This window comes from Paenibacillus sp. GM2 (genome assembly GCF_900069005.2).
Classification (GTDB): domain Bacteria; phylum Bacillota; class Bacilli; order Paenibacillales; family Paenibacillaceae; genus Fontibacillus.
Window position 1 is genome coordinate 3480941 of sequence record NZ_LN831279.1, and the last position, 22977, is coordinate 3503917.

16 protein-coding genes are annotated in these 22977 nt (G+C 49.1%); 4 read left to right on the forward strand and 12 right to left on the reverse strand.

The window, feature by feature from the left end; genetic code table 11:
• Positions 1–18: 18 nt before the first annotated feature.
• Positions 19–1158, forward strand: coding sequence for a toxic anion resistance protein (locus tag BN1360_RS25280; protein WP_068782633.1), 1140 nt, complete (start codon positions 19–21; stop codon positions 1156–1158).
• A gap of 77 nt (positions 1159–1235) precedes the next feature.
• Here the strand turns inward: BN1360_RS25280 and BN1360_RS25285 are convergent, their stop codons facing one another.
• The 12 genes from BN1360_RS25285 to BN1360_RS25335 form a co-directional block, all read right to left on the reverse strand.
• Complete coding sequence (locus BN1360_RS25285) at positions 1236–2150, reverse strand: DUF5692 family protein (RefSeq protein WP_068782634.1); 915 nt, start codon at positions 2148–2150, stop codon at positions 1236–1238.
• Positions 2151–2401: 251 nt separating this feature from the next.
• The gene (locus BN1360_RS25290; protein ID WP_068782635.1) at positions 2402–3655 is read right to left on the reverse strand and encodes an FAD-dependent oxidoreductase; all 1254 of its coding nucleotides are present in this window, start codon (positions 3653–3655) and stop codon (positions 2402–2404) included.
• A 6-nt stretch (positions 3656–3661) separates the two neighbouring features.
• Positions 3662–4735, reverse strand: a complete 1074-nt coding sequence (locus BN1360_RS25295) for a helix-turn-helix domain-containing protein (protein ID WP_068782636.1) — start codon at positions 4733–4735, stop codon at positions 3662–3664.
• A 154-nt stretch (positions 4736–4889) separates the two neighbouring features.
• The gene (gene bglX, locus BN1360_RS25300; protein WP_068782637.1) at positions 4890–7049 is read right to left on the reverse strand and encodes a beta-glucosidase BglX; all 2160 of its coding nucleotides are present in this window, start codon (positions 7047–7049) and stop codon (positions 4890–4892) included.
• 283 nt (positions 7050–7332) lie between these two features.
• Complete coding sequence (locus BN1360_RS25305; RefSeq protein ID WP_068782709.1) at positions 7333–8343, reverse strand: LacI family DNA-binding transcriptional regulator; 1011 nt, start codon at positions 8341–8343, stop codon at positions 7333–7335.
• 845 nt (positions 8344–9188) lie between these two features.
• Positions 9189–9545 carry a phosphotransferase gene (locus BN1360_RS26155; protein WP_229521107.1) on the reverse strand — a complete coding sequence of 119 codons (357 nt, stop codon included), beginning with the start codon at positions 9543–9545 and terminating at the stop codon, positions 9189–9191.
• 48 nt (positions 9546–9593) lie between these two features.
• Positions 9594–9749 (reverse strand): hypothetical protein, encoded by a 156-nt coding sequence (locus BN1360_RS26160; protein WP_229521108.1) that lies wholly within the window; start codon positions 9747–9749, stop codon positions 9594–9596.
• Between the two features lie 1570 nt (positions 9750–11319).
• Entirely contained in the window at positions 11320–11487 is a 168-nt protein-coding gene (locus BN1360_RS25315) for a hypothetical protein (protein ID WP_157259366.1), read from the reverse strand.
• A gap of 15 nt (positions 11488–11502) precedes the next feature.
• The gene (locus tag BN1360_RS25320) at positions 11503–12333 is read right to left on the reverse strand and encodes a helix-turn-helix domain-containing protein (protein ID WP_068782639.1); all 831 of its coding nucleotides are present in this window, start codon (positions 12331–12333) and stop codon (positions 11503–11505) included.
• Positions 12334–12882: 549 nt separating this feature from the next.
• Positions 12883–14580, reverse strand: a complete 1698-nt coding sequence (locus BN1360_RS25325; RefSeq protein WP_068782640.1) for an alpha-amylase family glycosyl hydrolase — start codon at positions 14578–14580, stop codon at positions 12883–12885.
• Between the two features lie 5 nt (positions 14581–14585).
• Entirely contained in the window at positions 14586–17216 is a 2631-nt protein-coding gene (locus tag BN1360_RS25330) for a glycoside hydrolase family 38 N-terminal domain-containing protein (protein WP_068782641.1), read from the reverse strand.
• Between the two features lie 68 nt (positions 17217–17284).
• Positions 17285–19264 (reverse strand): fructose-specific PTS transporter subunit EIIC, encoded by a 1980-nt coding sequence (locus BN1360_RS25335; protein WP_068782642.1) that lies wholly within the window; start codon positions 19262–19264, stop codon positions 17285–17287.
• A 159-nt stretch (positions 19265–19423) separates the two neighbouring features.
• Here BN1360_RS25335 and BN1360_RS25340 point away from each other — a divergent pair, with 159 nt between their 5' ends.
• From BN1360_RS25340 to BN1360_RS25350, 3 genes are all read left to right on the forward strand, one after another.
• Positions 19424–20194: a MurR/RpiR family transcriptional regulator gene (locus BN1360_RS25340; RefSeq protein WP_068782643.1), complete on the forward strand. Its 771-nt coding sequence runs from the start codon at positions 19424–19426 to the stop codon at positions 20192–20194.
• 628 nt (positions 20195–20822) lie between these two features.
• On the forward strand, positions 20823–21467 hold the full coding sequence (locus tag BN1360_RS25345; protein ID WP_068782644.1) for a DUF1232 domain-containing protein: 645 nt from the start codon (positions 20823–20825) through the stop codon (positions 21465–21467).
• 190 nt (positions 21468–21657) lie between these two features.
• Entirely contained in the window at positions 21658–22956 is a 1299-nt protein-coding gene (locus BN1360_RS25350) for an NRAMP family divalent metal transporter (protein WP_068782645.1), read from the forward strand.
• Positions 22957–22977: the final 21 nt, after the last annotated feature.

A 22977-nucleotide genomic window follows, 5' to 3' on the forward strand; every position in this document is an offset into this window, starting at 1 on the left:
ATATAGGGAGAGGTTGAAATGTCATTTTCCATGGAAGTAGTCAGCCCGGAGGAATTGAAGAACGCAATTGAAGAACAGGTCAAACCGGAGCCGGAGGAAGTAACAGAGCTTAAAGTGCTGGCAACAAATAACGTGTCGGCGATTCTCGACCTTGATTTGGACTCCTTAGAGAAGCGGAAGGAGATTCTGCAATCCATCGATACCTTCGGTATAAATACGATGAGAACCTCTTCGGAGAAAAATGCATTGCTGCATGTATCCGTAGGGAACCTGTCCAAGACCGGCGATGAGGGCGGCCAGGTAGCCAAGGGCTTAACCGAACTGCAGCTGCAGCTCAAAGATTTGGACCCGAGCGCCATCGATTTTGCCAAGAGCGGTATTCTCGGCATGTTCTTTAACCCGCTGCGAGCCTATTTCGCCAAATTTCAAAGAGCTGACTCCGTCATCTCCGATATCATTGTCTCCCTGGAAAAGGGCAAGACCATCCTGAAGAACGACAATACGACGCTGGAATTCGAACAACAGGCATTAAGAGAACTGACCAAGAAGCTGCAAAAGGAAATTCAACTCGGCTCATACATGGATCAGGAGATCGAAACCCAGCTCGAAGCGGCAAAAGCACGCATGGAATCGGAAGAGAAAATTCGCTTCATTACCGAGGAAGTCTTATTCCCACTACGCCAGCGCTTAATGGACCTGCAGCAGATGCTGGTCGTCAATCAGCAAGGCATTATGGCGATCGAGGTTGTCATCCGAAACAATAAGGAATTGATCCGCGGCGTAGATAGAGCGCGTAATGTGACAGTATCGGCCCTGAAAATATCCGTTACGGTTGCAAGCGCCCTCTATAACCAGCGCATCGTGTTGAAGAAGATCGAACTGCTTAATGAGACGACTAATAATTTGATCAGCGGCACCTCCAAAATGCTGAAGGATCAGGGGGCAGCCATCCAGAAGCAGGCGCTGGAATCGTCGATTTCCGTGGATACGCTTAAGCAGGCCTTCACGGATGTGATTGAAGCCTTTGATTCGATCAGTACCTACAAGCAGGAGGCGCTTCCTAAAATGCGGGATACGATCATCCAATTCAGGGAATTGGCAGAGACCGGCGAGCAGCAGATCCGGCGCCTTGAAAAGGGTAAAGCATTGGGACTATAAGAAGCAGGGTCAAAACGTTAAAATAGAAAGAAGCTGCACCTATAAGGCGCAGCTTCTTCTTTTTCATGATCGGATCATTAGTTCTGCTCAGCGACCGCCTTGTATGCCTTCAAATCGCTATACACTTCAACCTTGAGCGGATTGCGCTTATGCTTCGTAATTTTATAGATATGATAGATGAATACAGCAATATTCGCTGCCAGGGACAAACCGCTGACGACCCATAATGCCGTCTCGCTATGTGAAGATTGCACCGCGAACTTGGATTCACCTACAAATGCCGGAAAGGACATCGTGAACATCATCCAAATTGCCAGCGTCTGGGCGCGATGCTGCAGCCAGGCCCCCTTCTTGAAGAAGAATGCCGGAATCGTACAAGAGATAAGCAGGGCAGCACCGGCATAGAAAGAATGGTCGGATACGCAATTGTACACATAAGCGAAATTCCAGATATCATAGGCGATAATCCAGAACCAGAGCTGATCCGGCCAGACCATGTCCCGGGAGCGGCTTTTGCTGACTACAATGCCCATCCATCCGGAAATCGTAATAATATTCAGCAAGCCGGCGATACCGTTCATGATGTTCCATGGACCGCCAATCATCATAACGCCGTCTACCATTCCGTTCAGGCTATATACCTGAAAATCCCGAATAACGGCTTCAAGAATGTTAATCGCTAGAATAATCGCCGGGAACATCAGCATGTATTTATTTTTGTCCATCCCCTTCATGAATCTTAAAGCCATAAATCCTAGACAACCAGCAAGCGCTGAATAGACCTTAACCCAGTGGAACCAGGTGCCCACGCTTGAACCTTCCCCCGCCGTGTTTGGCCATACCGCAATCGTCAGCACAACTGGCAGCACCAGGAAGAGAGCCAGAGAAACCCATTTACTCATTCGCGCCAGTTCATTTACCAGCATCAAGCCGGCAAGCACAACAAACCACATCACGATAGAATACCAAGGCATTGCCTCAAATAGGAACATTGTATTAGCCTCCTCTTTCATCGATGTATTCGCTTCTCGCTTTGAATATATCGATTCATGACCAAGCTATCAAATCCCGAGAAGGCCCGTCCTTATAGGCTTCGTAGACATTGCTTTGGAGATAGGTTAACACTATGCTTATCCTTGCTTTTCCATTCTAAAATCCGTGTATAACACGGGAAATTCATCATTTATCTGTAAACACGACTTGAAAGTAAAATATTCGCATAATTCGACAATTAACGACTAGTTCAAAAATAACGGTCCACTAGTGCTTTAGCATAATGGATACAATTTTCAAGCGTCGGAAAGTTCATAATTTCGCCTGCAAAATAAATACCATACTTCCCCTGCATACTTTCAAGCCGCTCATAAAACCCGCTCTCCAGCGCCGCTGTATCCACATGCGGAAAGTGATTCCACCGTTTCATCATATACAGCCGGATATTCTCACCGCCAAGCCCTGCCAGTGTAGACTCGATATTTTCACGCATTTCCGCGTCACTCATGCGCTCATTCTCTGCTACATAAACCGTGATCAGATCGGTCTCGGCCAGGTCTGCCCATCTGTAATACCACGCCATCATTTGCCCTCTGGACCCAAGTCCCATATTGCCGGGAATGTATCCGGAGAGCTTGGGCATATGATCTACCCTGTAGGCATAGACGCGAAATTTCTCGTCCCTGATACTCTTGAACAGCTCCCCTTCCTCGCGGGTTAACTCGGTTCTATGGGCAAAGCCCTGCAGGGGAGCGGTATAGATCACTTTATCAAAAAATAGCGGCCCTTGATTTGTCTCCACTCTAACCCTGCCCGTATCCTCCTTGCGGATTTGCTGTACTTCACAGGTCAATCTCAGATCAGAGACCCGGTCTGCCATTCTTCGCGTCAGCTCGGTGACACCGTTCGGCCAGGAGATCATATGCGTAATCTCAATAAATGACACCAAATTATCGTAATTGAGCAGCTTCAAGACGTATACCGCCGGTACATCATCTATATTGCCGAAGCCGAAGGCGCAAAAATAATGCATAAATACTTGCCTTAGCACAGTTAGCCCATTCTCATTGCACCAGGTAGAGAACGGCTTGCATAGTTCAGGTAGCATTGGCTTGAACCCAGGTTCTCTGACAGCTTCATAGCGGCTCATCAGCGCTGGCAGACGTTTGAACTCACGAGCGAAATCAGGCATCTGCTCGATAGGAATCTGCGAGATTTTGCCTCCATGCGGGTGGAAGAAACCTCTGTCTAACAGCGGCCCCTTCTCCAGCAGATCAAATCTCTTCATATACTCCATCGTCATTCCGTAGGATGGCAAGCCGATCAAAGCGCCCATCTCATAGGTCCGACCTTTATATTCAATGGAGCAGCATTTGCCGCCCACCCGGTCAGCCTGCTCCATAACGGTGACGGAGCGATACCCCCTTAATTCCAGCTCATAAGCTAGGGATAATCCGGAGATGCCCGCCCCAACAATTCCGATATGCCCTTCTCTTCCCGCCAAAATAACTCATCTCCTCGTATACAGCCATAATGGCAGCGGCTCCTGTATTCCTCTGGAGTCCAGCACAATATCCGAAGGAATTTTGCCCCTGTTTCCCCCCTCTTCCAGAGGGCGAACGTAGTTATAGTGCTTCATATACTGATCAAGACACTGTTCGAGCGAATTGAAGGAAGATGGGCTTCCTTCATGCCAAAGCGGCTGGTAGAACCGGTTCATCAATACGCCTGTGAACTCATGCAAGGGCTGGAATACTTCGGAATGATCGGCACTATACGCTATGAAATGAATGTCATGCTTATGTAAATAATCCGTATACTTATGCGTCCCCCGCTCCCAGGCGGTTGAAAATTCCTGGCTCTTATTCGTGACCAGGTGGTCTATCTTCAGATGAAAGGTTCGAAGCAGCGGCATGATCCTGAAGCGCATGAAATCGATCAGGTTGATCGACGACCTCTGATTGTACAGCTTAACGAGAGCCAGTCTGGAGTAAGAATCAAGAATAATATATTGATATACTCTCCCCACCTCCGGGAATTTGCCCAAATATTGAATGGTCTGCAGGCAGATATATCCGGGATAAGCATGCTCCGCATCTTCCATTCGGTAATCCAGCTGAGGATGCCTCTCACCCTTGGGCCGCATTGAATGAAGCTGTCGGTTGTCCGCGCTTTGACCGGAATCAGATCTTCGGCCACGGCTTCCCTTCCGGCTCTTGATCTCTTCAGCAAATTTCTCTCGTTCCCCCCTGCGGCTGAGTCCATGTCTGCGCAGCACATTATATATTCCCGATTCTCCCGTACGGATGCCTTCTTCCTGCAGCTCATAATAAATTCGTCTTGGCCCATCCTCCGGGGAGCGCACCACATATTGCAGAATCATCCGCTCTGTCCTGCGATCCACCTGATTTGGCATCACCGGCAGGCGCGGCTTCTCGCTCAGACCGGCCATACCCTGACGGATATAAGCATGGTACCAGCGATAGTACAGCGTCCGGGAAATGCCAAATTCCTTGCAGGTCTCCGCCACATTGCCGCTGCGCATCCCCTGCATAATAATCCGGTACTTCTGCTGCTCATTCATTTCCATCCCTCCCTACCGTTCCCATTCCTTCTGCCTCTCTTCTTGAGTATATGAAATAAAGGGCTTACACACCGTGAAATGAATTACAGCCGCTCCATGCGAGAAAACTGCACAGAGCGGCTGTATATAAATCTGCTATCGCTTTTATATCGCTTTATTTAACGAGATGAAATCCGGCTTGCCTAGTATCACGACTGTTTGGCCCAACGAAGACTTCGAACTTTCCAGCATCACTGGTGAAGGACAGATCGCTATGATAATAGCGAAGCTGCTCCTCGCCAAGCTCGAATACAACCTGTGCCGTTTCCCCTGGAGCCAGTTCAATCTTGCGGAAATCCCTAAGCTCTTTCATAGGCCGCACTACTTCACCGGAAATATCACGGACATAGAGCTGAACCGTCTCGATCCCTGTCACTTCGCCGATATTGCGAACTTCTATGGACACTTTAATAGCTGCCTCCGACGTCATCTTTTCAGAAGACAATTCCAGCGAACCATATTCAAATGTCGTATAGCTTAATCCGTAGCCAAAAGGCAGTAGTGGCGCATTAGGAATATCTAAATATTTGGACACATACTGCCCATCCGTATCCTCCGCAGGTTTCGGACGACCCGTATTATAGTGATTATAATAAACCGGAACTTGTCCAACCGCATAAGGGAATGACATCGTCAGTTTCCCGGAAGGGTTGACTCCCCCATACAATAGATCGGCGATGGCTGCGCCCCCTTCACTGCCCGGGAACCAGGCCTCGAGCACAGCATCCGCTTGATCTATAACCCCATGCAGGTCGAGTGGACGACCATTAAACAGCACGACAGCAAGCGGCTTCCCAAGACGCTTCATCCCTTGAATAAGCTCAAGCTGAGCCTTCGGAAGCTGGATATCGCTGCGGCTGCTTGCCTCGCCGCTCATTGCAGAGGCTTCGCCCAGGGCCAGGACGATCACATCAGCCTCTTGCGCTGCGGCCTGGGCTTGCTGCAGCTGCTGCTCACTGATGGACATGATATCGCTGCCCTCCGCGAGGGCAATCTGATCCGCACCAGCCAGCTTCTGCATGGCCGTACCTAATTGCACCGCCGTCTCCCGCGACCCCGCCCAGGACCAGGAGCCCAGGATGTCTCCGCTCTGGGCGAATGGCCCGATAACCGCGATCTTCTGCTCACGGCGCAGCGGCAGTATCCCTTCATTTTTAAGCAGAACACAGGACTTCGCAGCCAGCTCCTGCGCAATCCGGCGGTGCTCATCACAGTATACAACTTCCCGCGCTGCCTCGGGATCAGCGCCGCGGAGCGGGTTGTCAAACAGTCCCAGCTTCTCCTTTAGCTCCAGAATGCGCGTAACCGCTTCATCAACCAGCGCCTCATCAACCAATCCTTCTGCCACCAACTGCGGAATGTGATGTACATAGGCCGGCGTCATCATTTCAATATCAACTCCGGCGATGACTGCCTTCAGTGCTGCTTCGCGCTCATCCTCGGCTACGCCGTGGGGAATCAGCTCTCCGATCGCCCCCCAGTCCGATATAAGCACTCCATCAAAGCCCCACTCGCCGCGCAGCAGATCACGCATTAATTTGCGGTTGCCGCTTGCTGGAATGCTGTCGATCGTATTGAACGACGTCATCACCATCTCACAGCCTTCCTCCAGCGCTGCTTTATAGGCTGGCAAATAATACTCACGCAAACTACGTTCAGACAGATCAACCGTGTTATAATCCCGGCCGCCCTCAGCCAGTCCATAAGCGGCGAAATGCTTCACACAAGCAGCGACACGATCAACTTCATGCGTCAAATCCTCTCCTTGGAATCCACGAACCATTGCCCTTGCAAAGAGAGCATTCAAATAAGGGTCTTCGCCCGTCGACTCCATCACCCGACCCCATCGTGGATCACGGACGAGGTCCGCCATCGGGGCGAACGTCACATGCAAGCCTGACACCGCCGCCTCCCTGGCCGCTACCTCAGCACTTCTCTCCGCCAGCTCTAAATCCCAGGAACTGCCCATCGCTAACGGAATCGGGAAGATCGTCTTAAATCCATGAATAATATCCGCCATGAACAGAAGCGGAATTCCGAGTCTGTTCCGGGCTAAATAAGCTTGCTGTATTTGAATAATCTTCTCAGGATCCGAGATGCCTAGCACTGATCCGGCATAATTAACCTCTGTCTCGCCAATGCCCAGCGATTCCATCGGTCCGGTAATCTGCCCATCTCCGTCTTCATAGAAAGTAGCTGCGAGTTGCAATAGCTGGGCCGCCTTCTCCTCCAGCGTCATCTCCTTCACTAATTGACTAATACGTTGACTTGTCACGGATGAATTCCTCCACTCATTGCGAATCGTTTTGATTTATTAATATCTTTATAAATTCATGTTCTACATTAATAAGTTACCACTAAAATCGAAACGTTTCGAGAGGAAATTTGAATTCTCCATAAATAATCGTTTTTAGCTTGCCTGGAGCCGAAATGTCGCATGAGCCAGCTACCATTTGAGCGTACGCCTTCGAAATTTACGATGTACGACTCATCACCTTAGCCTTATCGTCATTCCGGCAACGAAAATTTCAAGCCCATTTCGCTAGCCAGTAGTTATACTATACGGAACTATTATGCTTCGCCGGTGCAGAGACAGATTGACGCTCAATGATTTGAACATTTAGCTTATAGGACTCATTCACGCTCTCACCGTTCAGCATTTGAAACAGCAAATGACCCGCTAATGAACCGGACTCATACATTGGCTGACGTATAGTAGTAAGCGGCGGCCGAATAAATTCCGTCAATTCGATGTCATCAAATCCAATAATGGATATATCCTCCGGCACCCTTATTCCACTTTCTTCGAAAGCCTTAAGTCCGCCAATCGCCATCTCATCATTTCCATAGAATATGGCTGTTGGCAGTTCCCCCTGCATCAACATCATCTTCGTCGCCCTATATCCGCCGTCCCGAATGAATCCCCCGCTAAGCCGCCACTTAGCCTGCTCCTCAAGCCCGGCCTCCTTCATAGCTCGCAGGAACCCTTGGTACCGAAGCGAATTCGCAAAAGAATTGGAAGGACCGCTGATATAAGCAACCTTACGATGCCCCTTATTGATTAAGTAGCGAGTTGCCTCATATCCTCCGGACTCTCCATCCACAATAATGCTGACCAAACCTTCACCTGAGATGACCCGGTCCATTGCAATAATTGGGAAATTGGGTCCAGCTGAAGCCTGTAATACTTCATCAGTCATGTTATAAGCCAGCACGACGGCTCCATCCACCCTTTTCTCACGTAAAAAACGAACCGCCGTTGAGTCTCTTTCTCCGATTGAGCTGCAAGCGATCAGATCGTAACCGTTGGATAAGGCTACCTCCTGAACACTTCGGATCAGCTCCGAGTAGAAAGGACCCGACAAGTCCGCCAGAATCAGAGCAATGGTATTCGTGCGGCTACGCTTTAAATCCATGGCAAAACCGTTCTTGTGATAATTCAGCTGCCTTGCCGCTTCAATGACTTTCTCCCGGGTCTTAGCGCTGACTCTATGATCTCCACTCAGCGCATAAGAAGCGGTTGACAATGCAACCCCCGCTAATTTCGCCACATCCTTAATTGTAGCCATTCTATTCCATCCATCCCCTTCATTAACTATAAATACGAGTGCAAAAAGTTCGACTTTCAGTACCGCAGCATATGCTTCCGACATGCGTTTTTCCAAAATGCTTCCGCTCAACGAAGCCAGGGACCGAGGAGCTGGGCGAAACCTGCGTGAACATATGAGAGGTCTCAAGTAATCCCCTTCGTCAACACAGTTCCGCCCGGGATGAATCCTGCGTGAACTCCTGAAATGTCTTCAGTAGTCCCCTTCATCAACACGGTTCTGCCCGGGATGAATCCTGCGTGAAACTCCTGAGAGGTCTTCAGTAGTCCCCTTCATCAACACGGTTCTGGCCGGGATGAATCCTGCGTGAGCATTTAAGATGTTTTCATAGGAAACAGGTATTCGCAAGCATATGCTTAGGCGGGCCCTCAGGCTGAATTTAAAATCCGGCGCCGAATCAGCTCTCAGAGTTACTTCGTGATCAAAAGCGAACAACCTTTATAAACTCCATTATAGTTATTTCATCTCTAGGTTCATATATCCTTTAATGATAAATTATAGAGACAATAATAAAAGAGGATGACCGGCATCCTCGGTAGCAGGCGCCGGCCATCTGAAGCAAATATTTATCTATAGTTCCATCATAAACTCAGCGGTATTTTCCGCCATTGCCTGCTCCAGTCTCTGTCTTAGATGAATGAGCCATGAAGGCTCATGATCCCAACGTTCCGCAGTGGAACTTAGCAAGCGGACATAACTATACAAGTTAGCAAATCTCCGGCATGCGGGGAGCAAAGCAGTAAAATCCGGAAGCTCATATTCTTCAGCATATCCTGCCAAAATGCGCTGCTTCTTACGCTCAAATTCTATAGGAAGGGTGCACTCTTTAAGGCCTGCTCAATATCCATCGCATACCAATGATACATCGCGTCATCAAAATCAATCGCATAACATTCCTCAGAAGTAGAATCATAGAATACATTATCATATTCGAAGTCATAATGGACCAATCCAAAATTAACCTTAGTCGCAGGCATGGCCGCGAAATAATCCCGCAGCAGTCTGGCCTCCGCCAATGCGGCGCCGTGCTGCTCGTACTGCTTGTGGTACTTGTGCTGTTCGTGCTGTTCGTACTCATCGCGCTGCTCGTGCTCCAGGTAATTTAATAGTTGCTCCTCTATCCCGTCGAGGCAATCCAGATATGACCATCTTCGGGCCTGCATCGGTGTGTATTGACTCGATAAATGATGCAACCTGCCCAGCGCTTGACCCTAACGATTAATAATCGAATCATTACAGTCGATGTTGCCGATCGGGTTCCCGGGCACGCGGTTGAATACCAAGGCATAGTATGCTCCCCACGGCGTCCCAACCTTGATTAAATACTGGCCGCTCTTGCTCTCCACAACCTCCAATCGGAAAGCCATTCGTACGCAAATATGAAATAAATTCGAGCTCCGCCTCCAAATTCTGCTTACTCTTCTCCTTCACCGGCGCAAATCTGAGCAATCTTATCTTCCCTTTATATCGAAATGGATATATTGCATTAGAGGAAATCCTGTAGAACTGGAACATTTCCAGCGAATCCTCATCATACGCCCAATTTTTCACGATCATCTACGCTAAATCTTCATTGTTGAACAGAAACTTCAATTTCAGCAACACTTCAGTTCCTTTTTTAAGTAACTTAAAAACAGACACACAATAGCCCCTCACACACGTATAAAAGGCCATGGATCTCTTTTGCACCGCGCCCCAACTCCCAGTGTGCAGCACTTTGCTGCATGACGGCGGTTGGTTGAACCCGATGCGGCACAGCTGTCCACAGCCCTATTTAGCCTAATAATAGTAGAAGTACACCTTAACATATACAATAGAAAAATTAGCCCGGCGTTTCATACCGATCACTCCCTCCGTATCAAGCTAACTCCATCTTAGTCCTGACGGCTTACGCAGGGCGATTCCCAGATTGATTTAAAGTATTTTATCCCGCCGCAAAGCACCGGTCGATCTCTAACGAAACTACAGATCGTTATTTCCCCCTAAACGGCAGCAAAATAATTCTAACGAAACTACGGATCGTTATTTAGGGAAAATAGGGAGCGCTAGCTCAAATTTGGCTCCAATAGCGATATCCTGTTTCGTTAGAGAGCTTCTATTGGTCCGGTCGATCTCTAACGAAACTACTAATCGCTATTTCCCCTTAATCGGCAGCAAAATAATTCTAACGAAACTATGGATCCGTTATTTGAGGAAAATAAGGGGCGTTAGCTCAAATTTGGTTCCAATAGCGATATCCTGTTTCGTTAGATTTTACAGCAGCTCTTTTTGACCCAAATAACGATACCCTGTTTCGTTAGATTTTACAGCGGTTCTTTTTGACCCAAATAGCGATACCCTGTTTCGTTAGAGAGCTTCTATTGGCCCAACCGATCTCTAATGAAACTACTAATCGCTATTTCCCCCTTAATCGGCAGTAAAATAATTCTAACGAAACTACGGATCGTTATTTGAGGAAAATAGGAAGCATATGCTCAAATTTGGCTCCAATAGCGATATCCTGTTTCGTTAGATTTTGCAGCGGCTCTTTTTGACCCAAATAGCGATACCCTGTTTCGTTAGAGAGCTTCAATTGGCCCAACCGATTTCTAACGAAACTACAGATCGCTATTTCCCCTTAATCGGCAGCAAAATAATTCTAACGAAACTACGGATCGTTATTTAGGGAAAATAAGGGGTGTATGCTCAAATTTGGCTCCAATAGCGATATCCTGTTTCGTTAGATTTTGCAGCGGCTCTTTTTGACCCAAATAGCGATACCCTGTTTCGTTAGAGAGCTTCTATTGGCCCAACCGATCTCTAACGAAACTACTAATCGCTATTTCCCCTTAATCGGCAGTAAAATAATTCTAACAAAACTACAGATCGTTATTTTGGGAAAATAGGGAGCGGTAGCTCAAATTTGGCTCCAATAGCGATATCCTGTTTCGTTAGATTTTACAGCGGCTCTTTTTGACCCAAATAGCGATACCCTGTTTCGTTAGAAAGAATTGGCAGCAGCTTCAGCAAACCCAAGACCTGCATTTTGCCGATTGATCCACAAAGCTCGATAGTTGCGCTATCTTCAGGTTCATCACAATGAGCATGGTTGGCATAAAGAGACATCTCAATTCTATCCCGCTACCTAAACATCCAAACCAGCAACCCCACGATCGTTCTCCATAATCCTGGATATTCCTGATAGATCAACGACCTGACATCGTCGGCATAAATATCGCTAAGTTGACCCTCCTGCGCAATCAAAGTATAGGCTCCCCTCACAGTATCGCCGATAGCTATGTGCCCACTGGCATATCCCCCAATAGCAACCCGGGAAGCGATCGCAGCCCCGCCGAGCGAGAACATTCCCAAAGCCAGGCCTCCAAGGGCAAAAATGCCTAGAGCCAATCCGCCTATTGCAATCGTCCCGATTGCGCCTCCTCCGATAGCTAGCAGCAAGCCGAACGAAAACCCCGCCAATGAAATGAGGCCCGCTGACAAGACTCCGATGCTTATACCTCCCAGAGCAAGAAGTCCCAACGATAGGGCGCCAATGGCAATATTCCCTACTGCAATGATCCCTTTGGCAACATAAGGCTTTCCACGGCCGTAATTAATATGAACTATCGGTACCCCGTTGAGTGTTGCCCTGCTCTTATATTCATAATGGTATGAATATCCTCTTACCCAGCGCATGCTTGAAGATACTCCCTCTTCCGGAACAGGTTTATAGTGCGGGGAAGCATTAGTTTCCTGAATACGGCTATCCTCCACAGCTACTCCCTTCACCAGATGATCAATGCTTACCTGAAACAGTTCGCTGAGCGCAACCATCTTCTCCATCTCAGGGTACGATTGACCCGATTCCCATTTGGACACGGCCTGTCTGGATACCCCGATTGCCTCCGCCAAATTTTCCTGCGACATTCCCCTCTGCTTCCTATAACTTTGCAATTTATCTGCAAAATCCATTATCCATCACCTCAACGCCATCATATAAAGTCAACGGGCCGCTAGCTACCAAGTTAAGCTGACAATATGTCAACCAGCGGTTGCATCCCTTATTCCACAAGCATATCAGGGCATAGGTCTCAGGGCTGTTAAGTAAATCCTGCAGAACGAAAACGAAAAAAGAATCACACGAACAAAAACAACCCGCAAACGGGCCGATCCTCCGGCTTCGCTTGCGGGTATCTTTAATCATAGTCTTGAACCTAGTTACAGACGATATCGAAGCCCATCTATGACCTTGTTATCGGTGAGATAGCGATAGGCCTGTCTTTGATCTTGTTATTGGCGATACCAAAGCTCGTCTTCGACCTAATCACGGCGGTATTAAGGTCGCTCTTAAACCTGGCCATGGGTGATATCGAACCTATCTTTGACCTTATCATCGGCGATACCATAGCCCATCTACAACCTAGTCTTAGACGGTATCAAGGCCTGTATCCAAGCCAGCGTACACCCCAACCCGCTTCCGGACCAGCGGAGCCCGCCGTTAGGTTAACACCTGATCGTTGCTTAATTTTCCTGAATCCACATATATCCGTAAGGGCCGAGCTCCAGCATGTCGCCGGTTTCCTTATTGGTTAGCAGATCCCTGCCTGATTTCGGGGCCTTTATCTGCACCGGTCTGCCCGTCACATTAATGATTGCCGTAACCGTGCAGCCTGTCTTGGCATTATTCCGGCGTACTGCAAATACCCGGCTGTCCAGCTCAAGAATTTCCTGGCTGGCATAAGGGGAGAATGCGCTGGCCTTTCTCCGGGCAGCAAGCATGGCTGTAATGCCGCTGAATATAGTACGTCGCCGCTCATCGCCAGTTAGTTCCGCGGTCAATCTTCCGGCATCCAGCTTCTCGCGGTTTATCCGACGATTAATGCCGCTCTCCTCCAATCCCTTATAATCATTAGAGGAGCCAAACAGAGAATGATAATAAATAGCAGGAACGCCAATGACCGAGCAAAGAATACAGTGAGCGGCCAGCGCTTTTTGCGTGACAAGATGAATATTGTTTTTCTCTTCGGCATTGGCGAGCGCATCAATATAGTTGATATTTAGCTCGTATACCGATTTTGTGCCGTCAGGGTTATTTTTGTAGGAGATGCGCCCGCCGTTGGCAACCGTCTTCTCGGCCAGCAACTGTCGTTCTTGTTCATTCAGAATGCCTTCTGCGGGACGCATACCGATTCCGTCATGGGAAGCCAGAAAATTAAAATAGGTAGCGGTATCGGACACTCGCTTAATCCCTTTCGCCCATTGCGTCAGCTTTGTTGCATCCTCAACAGTGAGGGTAAACAAAACGAGCGGAGGCAGCGAAAACTGGTAGACCATGTTGGCCTCGTTCATGCCATCCCCAAAGTAACTGATGTTATCGGCGTGTGGAACATTCGTCTCGGTAATGATTTGAGTTCCTGGCTTAAAATAATCCAATAGCCGACGCCATGTAGAAATGATCGCATGTGTACGCGGCAAATGCATGCAGGTCGTTCCTGAATCCTTCCACAAGAAACCGATCGCATCCAGTCGAATAGCAGAGGCCCCGCGCCGGGCATAGTCCAGCAATATATCGCTCAATTCGCATAATACTGGAAAATGGCTCGCATTCAGATCCACCTGATCCTCGCTGAACGTAGTCCAGGCTGTTCGCTGTCCGCAGCTTCCTTCATATTCATGGAACAAGGGCGAGGTGCGGGGGCGGATTACCTGCGATACATCAAATTCTTCTTCCCTGGGAATAAAATAGTGCTCATACCGCTGATTGCATCGAAGATAACCTTGAAACCACTCGCTTGATTTCGATACATGATTGGCGACAAAATCAAACATCAGTCGGTAATCATCCAGGAACCCGCCGATATCCTCCCAGCTTCCCAGGTCCGGATGAATCGCACGGTAATCTGTCACCGAAAACCCGTCGTCTGAAGTATACGGGAACATCGGAAGCAGGTGAATATCGGTGATTGCATCGCGGCCAACCTGCTCTTTGAGGAAGGTGTGCAGGGCGGCAAGCGGCGTCTTCCCCGGCATACGGATAGCATCTCCATAAGTAATCAGGAAGGCATTACACTCGCTCAGCTCCCCGCTTTGCCCGAAGTCAACGGATTCCCACCGTTCTACAAGCGAGAGCATCGCTTCATAGGCCGGCAAGCCCTGACTCTCCCCATAGATGAACAGCATTTTCTCTCGCAGGTCCTGCTTCAGCTCCTGTTTGTTCATACGATCTACTCCTTCTCCGTTAGACATTTGAGTGTCATATATCCTCTGGCAGCTATCGAGTTGACGGAATCGGGTGTAGGAAGCTCCGCCAAAGTAGTCCGCTGAATTTCAGCGAAGAGTTCAGAGTGAAGCATAACCGGCTCGTCTTCATCCCCGGGGTTAAATAGCCTTAGTACTATACCGTCCCCCTCCTCGCTCCGCTTCAGCGCCGAGAAGAGAACCTTTCCCTCGACCGACAGTAAGGAAAATTCAACCGGCGCCTGGTTTATCGGCTGCGGCAGCTCGAACCGCTCCAGCCGTTCTTCAAAGGTATTAAGCGTCTGAAGGTGGTATGCCGTAGCGTGTCCGATATATTCCTCCGCCATTTTGCTCCATTCCTCCGCACGGAACGGGCCCTCAGCAATATGAAGCGCATAGGCAAAAGATAGCGGCTTTAGAAGCTGGGCATCCGGGGTTTCTACCACCTTGTTATTAATGCCGGAAGCCCGCCCTGGCCGCCAGGCCAAGTCATCCTTACCCAACTGCCCGACGGAGCGAAACAACGTCAGCGCCAGTTCCTCTTCCAAGAGCTCATACTCCTTGAGTCCTTCGGTAATAACGCCAAGCTGACCATCCTGGCCTTCCGCGACTACATAATTCTCCAAGGGATAAATAGGTACCGGCGCTTCAGCAAAGCCTTTCTCCCGCCAATTCTGCCAATGAGGGTTGACCTTCTCCCGCCGCAGCGCAGTAAATGCCTGATCAGCCCAGGTATGCTCTCCTTGATGCCGGAGCAGCACGCGCAAACGGTGATCGCGCACGGAGTTATCCACTACATGCTTCACGCGTACGTAAGCTTCGCCCTGACGCAGCTCGAAGGCCGTTTCTATAACAAGTTCCTGCTCAGCCTTGCCTAATGCCCGCTCATCGATATGATTCGGGACCTTCATCGTATGGCGGACCGTCAATAAACTGCTTAATGCTCCCTGTTTGACATCCACCAGCTCGCAGGTGCTGCCAAAAAGAGAATCCGCCCCGGCAAGCGGCGAGAAGTCGTAAGAATCGCCGGCATCGCCAGCATCCTCAAAGCGCAGCAATCCGGAAATTCTTCTGCCGCTTCTGAGGTCTTCCAGTATCATTTCACCATTCTCCCATTCCAGCCGATACATCTCGTTCTGGATCACCGGCTCTCTGACCGGCGCCCAATGCTCCAGTCGCTTGCCTTCTTTAACCCGCAGGGTTGTATACCCCATGGCCGGCACCTCGGTTCTAACCAGAAGTTCCGTCCGGTAATAACCGGGGGCCTTCACTTCTTGCTCGCCTTCCGCGGTGACAAGGACCTGACGCCCCCCGTCGATATAATCCTGTCTCACCACCATGGCTTCCAGAGATGCTCCGGACCTGTCCTGTAACCAAAATTGGCTGTCCCTGGTAAATACTACGATCGGCTGGAGTATTTCCCTATGGCGCGGCAACAAATTGAATACCAGGAGGTCTCCGCCTTCCTCATTGTGTAATGCAGCTCTGGCCAGTTGTTTCTTGAGAACGTTGCACAATCCGTCGATCATCCGTTCGCTTTGGATCAGGCGCATTTCGATGCTGCGGTTCGTATCGTCCGAATTGCAGCCGCCGATGGAATCATGAGCATGCACATCAAACAGCAGCTTCCAGATCCGGTTCATCCACATGACCGGGTATTTGAAGCCAAGCGCTGAAGCGATACAAGCTAATGGCTCCAGCACATACAGGAGCTTGTTCTCCACATGGTAGTTAAGCATCTTCAGATCCACGCGCTGCGAACGGATCGTGCTGTGGATTCGAGCCTTCTGGCCCGCGATAAGCTCGCCTTCAAGGCGTTCTTTGAAGCCTGCTCCACACCATGTCTCTTTCATAAACGCCTCATAATCAGACAATACATATTCCCGGCTGGGATCATGCTGGTTCAGCCATTGCACCGTCTCCGGGAAAGCCGCCCGAATCAGCACCTGATCGCCGCCCGCTGGCAGCAAAATTTGATTCGTCGAGGTATTTTTCTGTTCCAGTGCTTCCAGGATCGGGTTTAAACGCTCGGTGAAGTAAGCAGCCGAAGGTTCCAGAAACTTCCCAGGGCCATAACCAAAATAAATATAGTTGGTCTTCACTTCCTTACCGTCCGGCGACACCCACGTAAAATTAAGATCGCGCGGGACTTGATCGTCATAAACCCCCCGCTGCAAAACGCTGTACTGAATACCAAACTCCTGAAAAAAAGACGGAAGGTAAGCATTTTGACCGAAAATATCCGGCAAATAACCCACTTTCATAGAATGTCCCATGGCTTCTGCGCCGCGTACACCATACAGCAAGTTACGGATGACCGACTCCCGGTTGACCAGCAGCGAATCCGTCTGTGTAAACCAGGGGCCAATAAAAATCCTCCGCTGGCTTATTAGCGACTTAAGACGCTCGCGGTTTTCCGGACGAACCGCCAGATAATCCTCTATGACGGAAACCTGGGCATCAAAGACATACCCTGGAAAGGATGTCTTTTGCTCCAGCACTTCCAACAGAGCATCCAGATTCTCAACAAGCAATATATTCGAATCTTCTATTGTAAAATACCACTCTCTGTCCCAGTGGGAGTGCGGTACAATATGGACTTTGGATTTGCAGTTCATGATGCGTACCTCCAATGAAATTGAGAAGGCTGTGCTGCCGCACAGCCTGATGTATCTTGTTAAACAGCTCAGCTATCCTTCAATTCTTCACGTTTGATCATGGCATAACGAATAAAGATGTTGGAAAAAGCGATAATGGCGATACCTACCACCAAACCGATAAAGTAAGCCAGGAAATGTTCCACCAGCGGCCAGCCCCAAATAGCTGGCAGCGGGTACCACTGAACGGCGCCAAGTGCGACCGCAGTACAGGAACCAGCGACCGCTCCAATCAGATTAATCGGGATGGTGAGCAGCGGGTTTCTCAGCATGAAGGGAATTGCCCCTTCAGAAATAGCCAGAAATCCGAGCAGAAACGAAGTATTCCCTGCAACACGCAAATCCGGACTAAATACACGCCGCCCTACAACAAACTTGTCAATAATAGTCGCCAGGCCAATGCCGAGCGGCGGAATAACGATGGCCAGCACGCGTGGGGTAAGCGGAAAAATATGATCTGCAGCCATCCCGATCGCGATCGCCCCGGCTGCCTTATTGACAGGCCCGCCAAGGTCAAAGGCGGTTGCCGCCGCGATAACCGCCGACAAGGTAAGCTCGCCGGTCCCCGTCATACCCTGAATAAAGTCGGCAATCCAGCGGTTCAGCTGGCTGAAGAACGGATCCACCAAGTACTGGTTCAGAATGAATAATAGAAGAATGCTGATACCTGGAATAAGGAGCATCGGCTTCATGGCCGCAAAATTTTGCGATAAGCGGATTTTTTGATTCAAGAAGCGGGCCATGTATCCAGCAGCTAACCCCAATACGAGCGCTCCAAGAAAACCGCTTGGAATTCCACCCTCCACACCCCAAAAGGTGTAATGCATACCGCTGGCGAATACTCCCCCAAGCAGGCCGGACACAATACCAACCCGGTCAGCCAGAGCATAAGCGACAAACATACTGAATACCGGGTACAGGAACTTGAAGATCAGGTTTCCGAAGGCGTCCAGATTGTGCAGGAACTCCTTCAATCCTCCAACTGCCGCGTAGTCCGCGCTGCCGATATCCGCGATTGGAAGCCCCAGACCGTACAGCCAGGTCAATTTGGCGATCCCGAGCATAAGTCCGGCGGCCACCAGCACCGGAATCATATAGGATATCCCGGTCATGACCGCCTGCGCCATTTCACCGATGAGGCCCTTAAATCCCTTCGGGGCTGTTTTGACCGCTGCTTCCTGCACTTCCTCCTTCTCAACAATACCGGAAGGATTCTCAAGCGCCTGCAGCAGCAATTCCTTGCCGTGCCGGAGCGGTTCGGCCACCTTTACTTGAACGTACGGTTTGCCGGCATAACGTCCCCGTTCTTTCACCTTGGTGTCCACGGCAAACAGCACGGCGTCCGCTTTGGCTATCTGCTCTGCCGTATGGCGATCCTCTTGTCCATTGGCTCCCTGCTTCTCAACCAGCACCGTCACGCCCAGCTCATTCCCCGCTTTCTGCAGAGCTTCAGCTGCCATATAGGTATGGGCAATCCCAGCGGCGCAGGAGGTTACTGCAAGCACAGTGCGTTTAGCGACAGCGCTGCTCTGCTCCGGCGTGCTGTTCTCCTCCGTCCCGTCCAAACTGTTCAGAAAGCTCTCCGGCGACTTGGCTGAATACAATCGCGCACGATAATCCTCATCTACCAGTTTGGCTGACAGCTGAGCCAACAGCCGCACATGTGTCGAGCCCGACTCCGCTGCAGGAATCGCCAGCAGGAAGACCAGGTCTACTTTATTATCGGGATCAATCGACTCCCAGCCTTCAATCGGCGCCTTCAATCGGGCGATCGCCACTTTGGCTTCCTTAACAAGAGCCGATTTGCCATGAGGAATAGCAAGACCATGCTCAAACCCCGTCGGCGAATGTCCCTCCCGTTCGAAGACAACCTGTTTAAATTGTTCTTTAGATTCGACAGCCCCGGCATCTGCCAAAGCGCCAACCAGATGATCAATCACTTCCTCTTTGCTTGACCAGTCAACGTCCAGAAACAACAGATGAGATCCTGTCATTGTTTGAAGCTTCATGTCGTTAAACCTCTCTTCCCCGTAAAATCAGTTATATTACGGCTGTTAACAGCGTTTTCATTTATATAATAACCAAATTTGTTTTTGTATAAGATACAGATCATGTATAATTGTACAATCGTAATAAAGTCGAAATAGCAGGGAGGCCAAACAGCAAAAATGGGACAGGTACTGGAGCGTTTTGGGACTTACATTGAGCAGCTCAGCAATGCGGAGAAATATGTACTATACTACATTGATAATCACTTTGAGACGGCAAAAAGACAGTCGCTGGTAGAGATGGCGGAAGCTATCAACGTTTCTACCACCACAGTAATCCGTACCTGCAAAAAGCTCGGTCTGACCGGTTTTGCCGATTTACGCTATATTTTGCGTACCTTGAACGATAATAATGCCTTGGACCACCTTCATGTCGTTCAAAAATACGTTCAGCACCTGCACCAGTCGCTTGATAACATCGATCATGAACGGATCAGTCAGATGGCACAGATTATGCTGCACTCCAAAACCATCGTTGTAGTCTCGGTAGGACTTACTAAAGCGCTTGGTGAATATTTTGCCAAAAGGCTGCTGCAAGTACATAAACAGAATATGCATGTATATGAATCACACATCATTGACTTGCTCCCGAATATGCTGCAAAACGGCGATATTGTCGTATTTATTTCAATGAGCGGACAGACGGCCACGCTGGTTAAAGCGGCGGAGAAAATTCGCTTTACCGGCGCACAGATTTTTACAGTAACCAATAACGCCGGAAGCCGCTTGTCCCAGCTGGCCACCCATAACATCAGCACCAGTCTGCCCACGGAATCGTTCTCCGGCTATGATATAACCCCTCGTTCTCCACTCGTTGTGCTTTTGGATATTTTGCTGGAAACCTATATGAAGAAGCTGGCAGAGCGAAAACCGTCTAACAGATACCCCTAGCTGACCGGAAGTTACTGCGAAGGTGCGGCTTTTATTGGGGGAATCTTCTCAGCACCGCCTTGCTGGCCGGGCCATCCCAGCTCGAAATGATTCGCTGCTGCCGTCAAGCTGTGACCACTAATCACCCGCCATTCCCTGCATAAATGCTGCTTTCATCAAGCTAAACGATTTACGGTTCACAAAAAGCAGTCTTTTCAGGTTAAAAGCCTAAAATCCAAGTATATACATATTAATCCTTGCGTTTTTGCAGGGATTTTGTTTGAGATCGGCAATTTCATTTCAAAAAAACCGCACTTTTACAGATTGGGTCCATCCGCTCCCCTCTCTTCCGGCAAGTAGTGCAGACTCGCTGGAGCTTACATATGATAAGAAACTTACTTCCGACAAAGAGGAACTCTCTCTGAGGCTTACAATTAGTGCTATTGTTGAGGCTCAGTAATATAAATAAATAAAGACAGCCAATACCAACCAATAGGCTGCTTGGGTTTGGTGCATGACTGCCAAGCAGGCTGTTGAGCAATTATCAACAATAGGCAGATTCAAAAGGAAGAATATGAACAAGGCCACATACTTTCTTCATATATTGATCTAAACAGGTGGATGATGATCAAGGGGAGGAGTGTTCAAAATGGAGGCCAATTTTGGCGTTATACTTAAATCGCTGCTGCAGGAGAACTCGCTATCCATGCGAAGGCTGAGTGTATTGACGGGAATTGATACGGCGACAATATCTCGTATTGTAAATGGCAAACAGTCGGCCAAGCCGAGCCACCTGAAGTTATTTGCTGAACATCTGCATGTACCGTTGGCAGTGCTCATCGAAGCAGCCATGCTGGACGGCGAAGAATTGGAAAAGGAACGGCTCACCGATCTTCATCACTCCATTAATACGATTCAAGACGTTCTGACTTCCTCCACTAGCTTCGACCCGCAGTTTACAACAGAACGCGTGCAACAGGAATTAGTGAAATACGAGCAATACGCCCAAACGGCTGAAGGCAAGCAAATGATTCGCGATGACTTTCATTCCAAGGTAGAGCAGGTGAATGGTGCCGGACCCTTCATCGAAAAGCTGAATCGAATGTTCGAGCAATATTGTCATGAGGATATATCTCCGGAGGAACAGGCTGTACTCGGCAGCGGACTATTGTATTTCATCTCTGCCGTCGATATCATACCTGATTATTTATTCCCGATTGGCTACGTCGATGACGCGATTGCAGTCCAGCTCGTAATGGAACGGCTATCGCGAATTGATGATTCTGCTTCTTAAATTTATAGCCCCTAAGATAAGCAATGGCTGACCCTTGTTTATCCTAGGGGCTTATGTCTGCCTAAATCATTAAAGCGGAGAAAATATAAGCAAACAATATTGCAGAAGGCTCAAAATTCGTTGCACTTTTCTCAACACTCCCGAATAGACTGCAACATAATTAACATCCAAGAGGGAGTGAGAACGCTACATGAGTCAAGTTCAAGCGGAAGAGAGTCGTTCCAAGTTCAAAGAAATGGTGGATCGACCAAAAAGAGGACCACGCCGCTTTCTATGGGTCCTATGGGCGCTGCTGGGGCCCGGGTTGCTGGCGGCCATTGCTAATAATGATGCCGGAGGGGTGATCGCCTATGCGGTTACAGGAGCCCACTTCGGCATCGGCCTGTTTGTACCGCTCGTGATTTGCCTGGCCCCGCTGGCATATACGATTCAGGAGATGAGCATGCGGCTGGGGGCAGTCACCCAGGAAGGCTTCTCCAGACTGGCGCTGAGACGGTATGGACGGTTCTGGGGATACTACCATATCTCTACCTTAGCTTTTGAGAATCTGTTAACGCTGATCACCGAATTTATAGGAATGACGGCCGGATTAGTACTGCTGGGTTTTCCGCTATGGCTAAGCTCTCTGGTCTGCCTGGCGCTTATTATTACCTTTGTTCTGTTCACCGGCTATTGGACTAAAGAACGGATGGCCTTATTCATCGGCGCTCTTAATATTATTTTCCTCGTCGTTGCCGCCATGACTCATCCTAGCATGGCCGATATAGGCCGCGCCTTCATCACTTGGAATGTACCTGAATACTTAAAGGATGGACTCGTCTGGTTCATAATCGCTACGATTGGCAATGCAATCGCCCCCTGGATGATCTTCTTTCAAGGCAGCGGGACGATCGATAAAGGCGTTACCGCTAAGGAACTGCGCTTCAGCCGGATCGATACAGCCATTGGCTCAATCATACAGGTGATCATTGCAGCAGGCATTATCATTTGCGGAGCCGCATTGTTCGGTCATGTTCAAAATATGAATGATGCCGGACCGGCCGAGATGATTAGCGCAATAGACCAAGTCGTCGGAAGATGGCCTGCTATTTTATTCGGACTTGGCCTGTTTAATGCAGGGTTCTTAGCCTCTATCACCGTATCTCTCTCTTCATCCTGGAGCATTGCCGAACTGTTCGGCTGGTCCAAGAGCTTGAATGACAAGATTACCGAGGCCCCGAAGTTCTATGCCGTATATATCGGAAGTCTGGTCTTCGCAGCTGCGGCAATTCTGATTCCGAATTTACCGCTGAACCTTATTTCGATTATCACTCAGGTCATCGGCGGCATCCTGATGCTCCCCTTGCTTATATTTATGGTGCTGATGACCAGCGATAAGCGGCTGATGGGAGACTACCGAACCAAGCTGTTCGGGAGAATCTGGGGGTGGTCCATGGTAGGTCTTCTGATCGGCCTGACGGTAGCGACGTTCTGGCAGACCTTCTTCTAAATAAGAAATAAGCTATGAACA

Excerpts from the sequence above, each read along its gene's own strand:
- BN1360_RS25305 (WP_068782709.1), bottom strand. The coding sequence starts at position 8,343 with ATGGCTACAATTAAGGATGTGGCGAAATTAGCGGGGGTTGCATTGTCA.
- BN1360_RS25335 (WP_068782642.1), bottom strand. The coding sequence starts at position 19,264 with ATGAAGCTTCAAACAATGACAGGATCTCATCTGTTGTTTCTGGACGTT.
- BN1360_RS25285 (WP_068782634.1), bottom strand. The coding sequence starts at position 2,150 with ATGTTCCTATTTGAGGCAATGCCTTGGTATTCTATCGTGATGTGGTTT.
- BN1360_RS26160 (WP_229521108.1), bottom strand. The coding sequence starts at position 9,749 with ATGGCTTTCCGATTGGAGGTTGTGGAGAGCAAGAGCGGCCAGTATTTA.
- BN1360_RS25350 (WP_068782645.1), top strand. The coding sequence starts at position 21,658 with ATGAGTCAAGTTCAAGCGGAAGAGAGTCGTTCCAAGTTCAAAGAAATG.
- BN1360_RS25315 (WP_157259366.1), bottom strand. The coding sequence starts at position 11,487 with ATGTCTCTTTATGCCAACCATGCTCATTGTGATGAACCTGAAGATAGC.
- BN1360_RS25295 (WP_068782636.1), bottom strand. The coding sequence starts at position 4,735 with ATGAATGAGCAGCAGAAGTACCGGATTATTATGCAGGGGATGCGCAGC.
- BN1360_RS25345 (WP_068782644.1), top strand. The coding sequence starts at position 20,823 with ATGGAGGCCAATTTTGGCGTTATACTTAAATCGCTGCTGCAGGAGAAC.
- BN1360_RS26155 (WP_229521107.1), bottom strand. The coding sequence starts at position 9,545 with ATGCAGGCCCGAAGATGGTCATATCTGGATTGCCTCGACGGGATAGAG.
- BN1360_RS25330 (WP_068782641.1), bottom strand. The coding sequence starts at position 17,216 with ATGAACTGCAAATCCAAAGTCCATATTGTACCGCACTCCCACTGGGAC.
- BN1360_RS25280 (WP_068782633.1), top strand. The coding sequence starts at position 19 with ATGTCATTTTCCATGGAAGTAGTCAGCCCGGAGGAATTGAAGAACGCA.
- BN1360_RS25320 (WP_068782639.1), bottom strand. The coding sequence starts at position 12,333 with ATGGATTTTGCAGATAAATTGCAAAGTTATAGGAAGCAGAGGGGAATG.
- BN1360_RS25325 (WP_068782640.1), bottom strand. The coding sequence starts at position 14,580 with ATGAACAAACAGGAGCTGAAGCAGGACCTGCGAGAGAAAATGCTGTTC.
- BN1360_RS25340 (WP_068782643.1), top strand. The coding sequence starts at position 19,424 with ATGGGACAGGTACTGGAGCGTTTTGGGACTTACATTGAGCAGCTCAGC.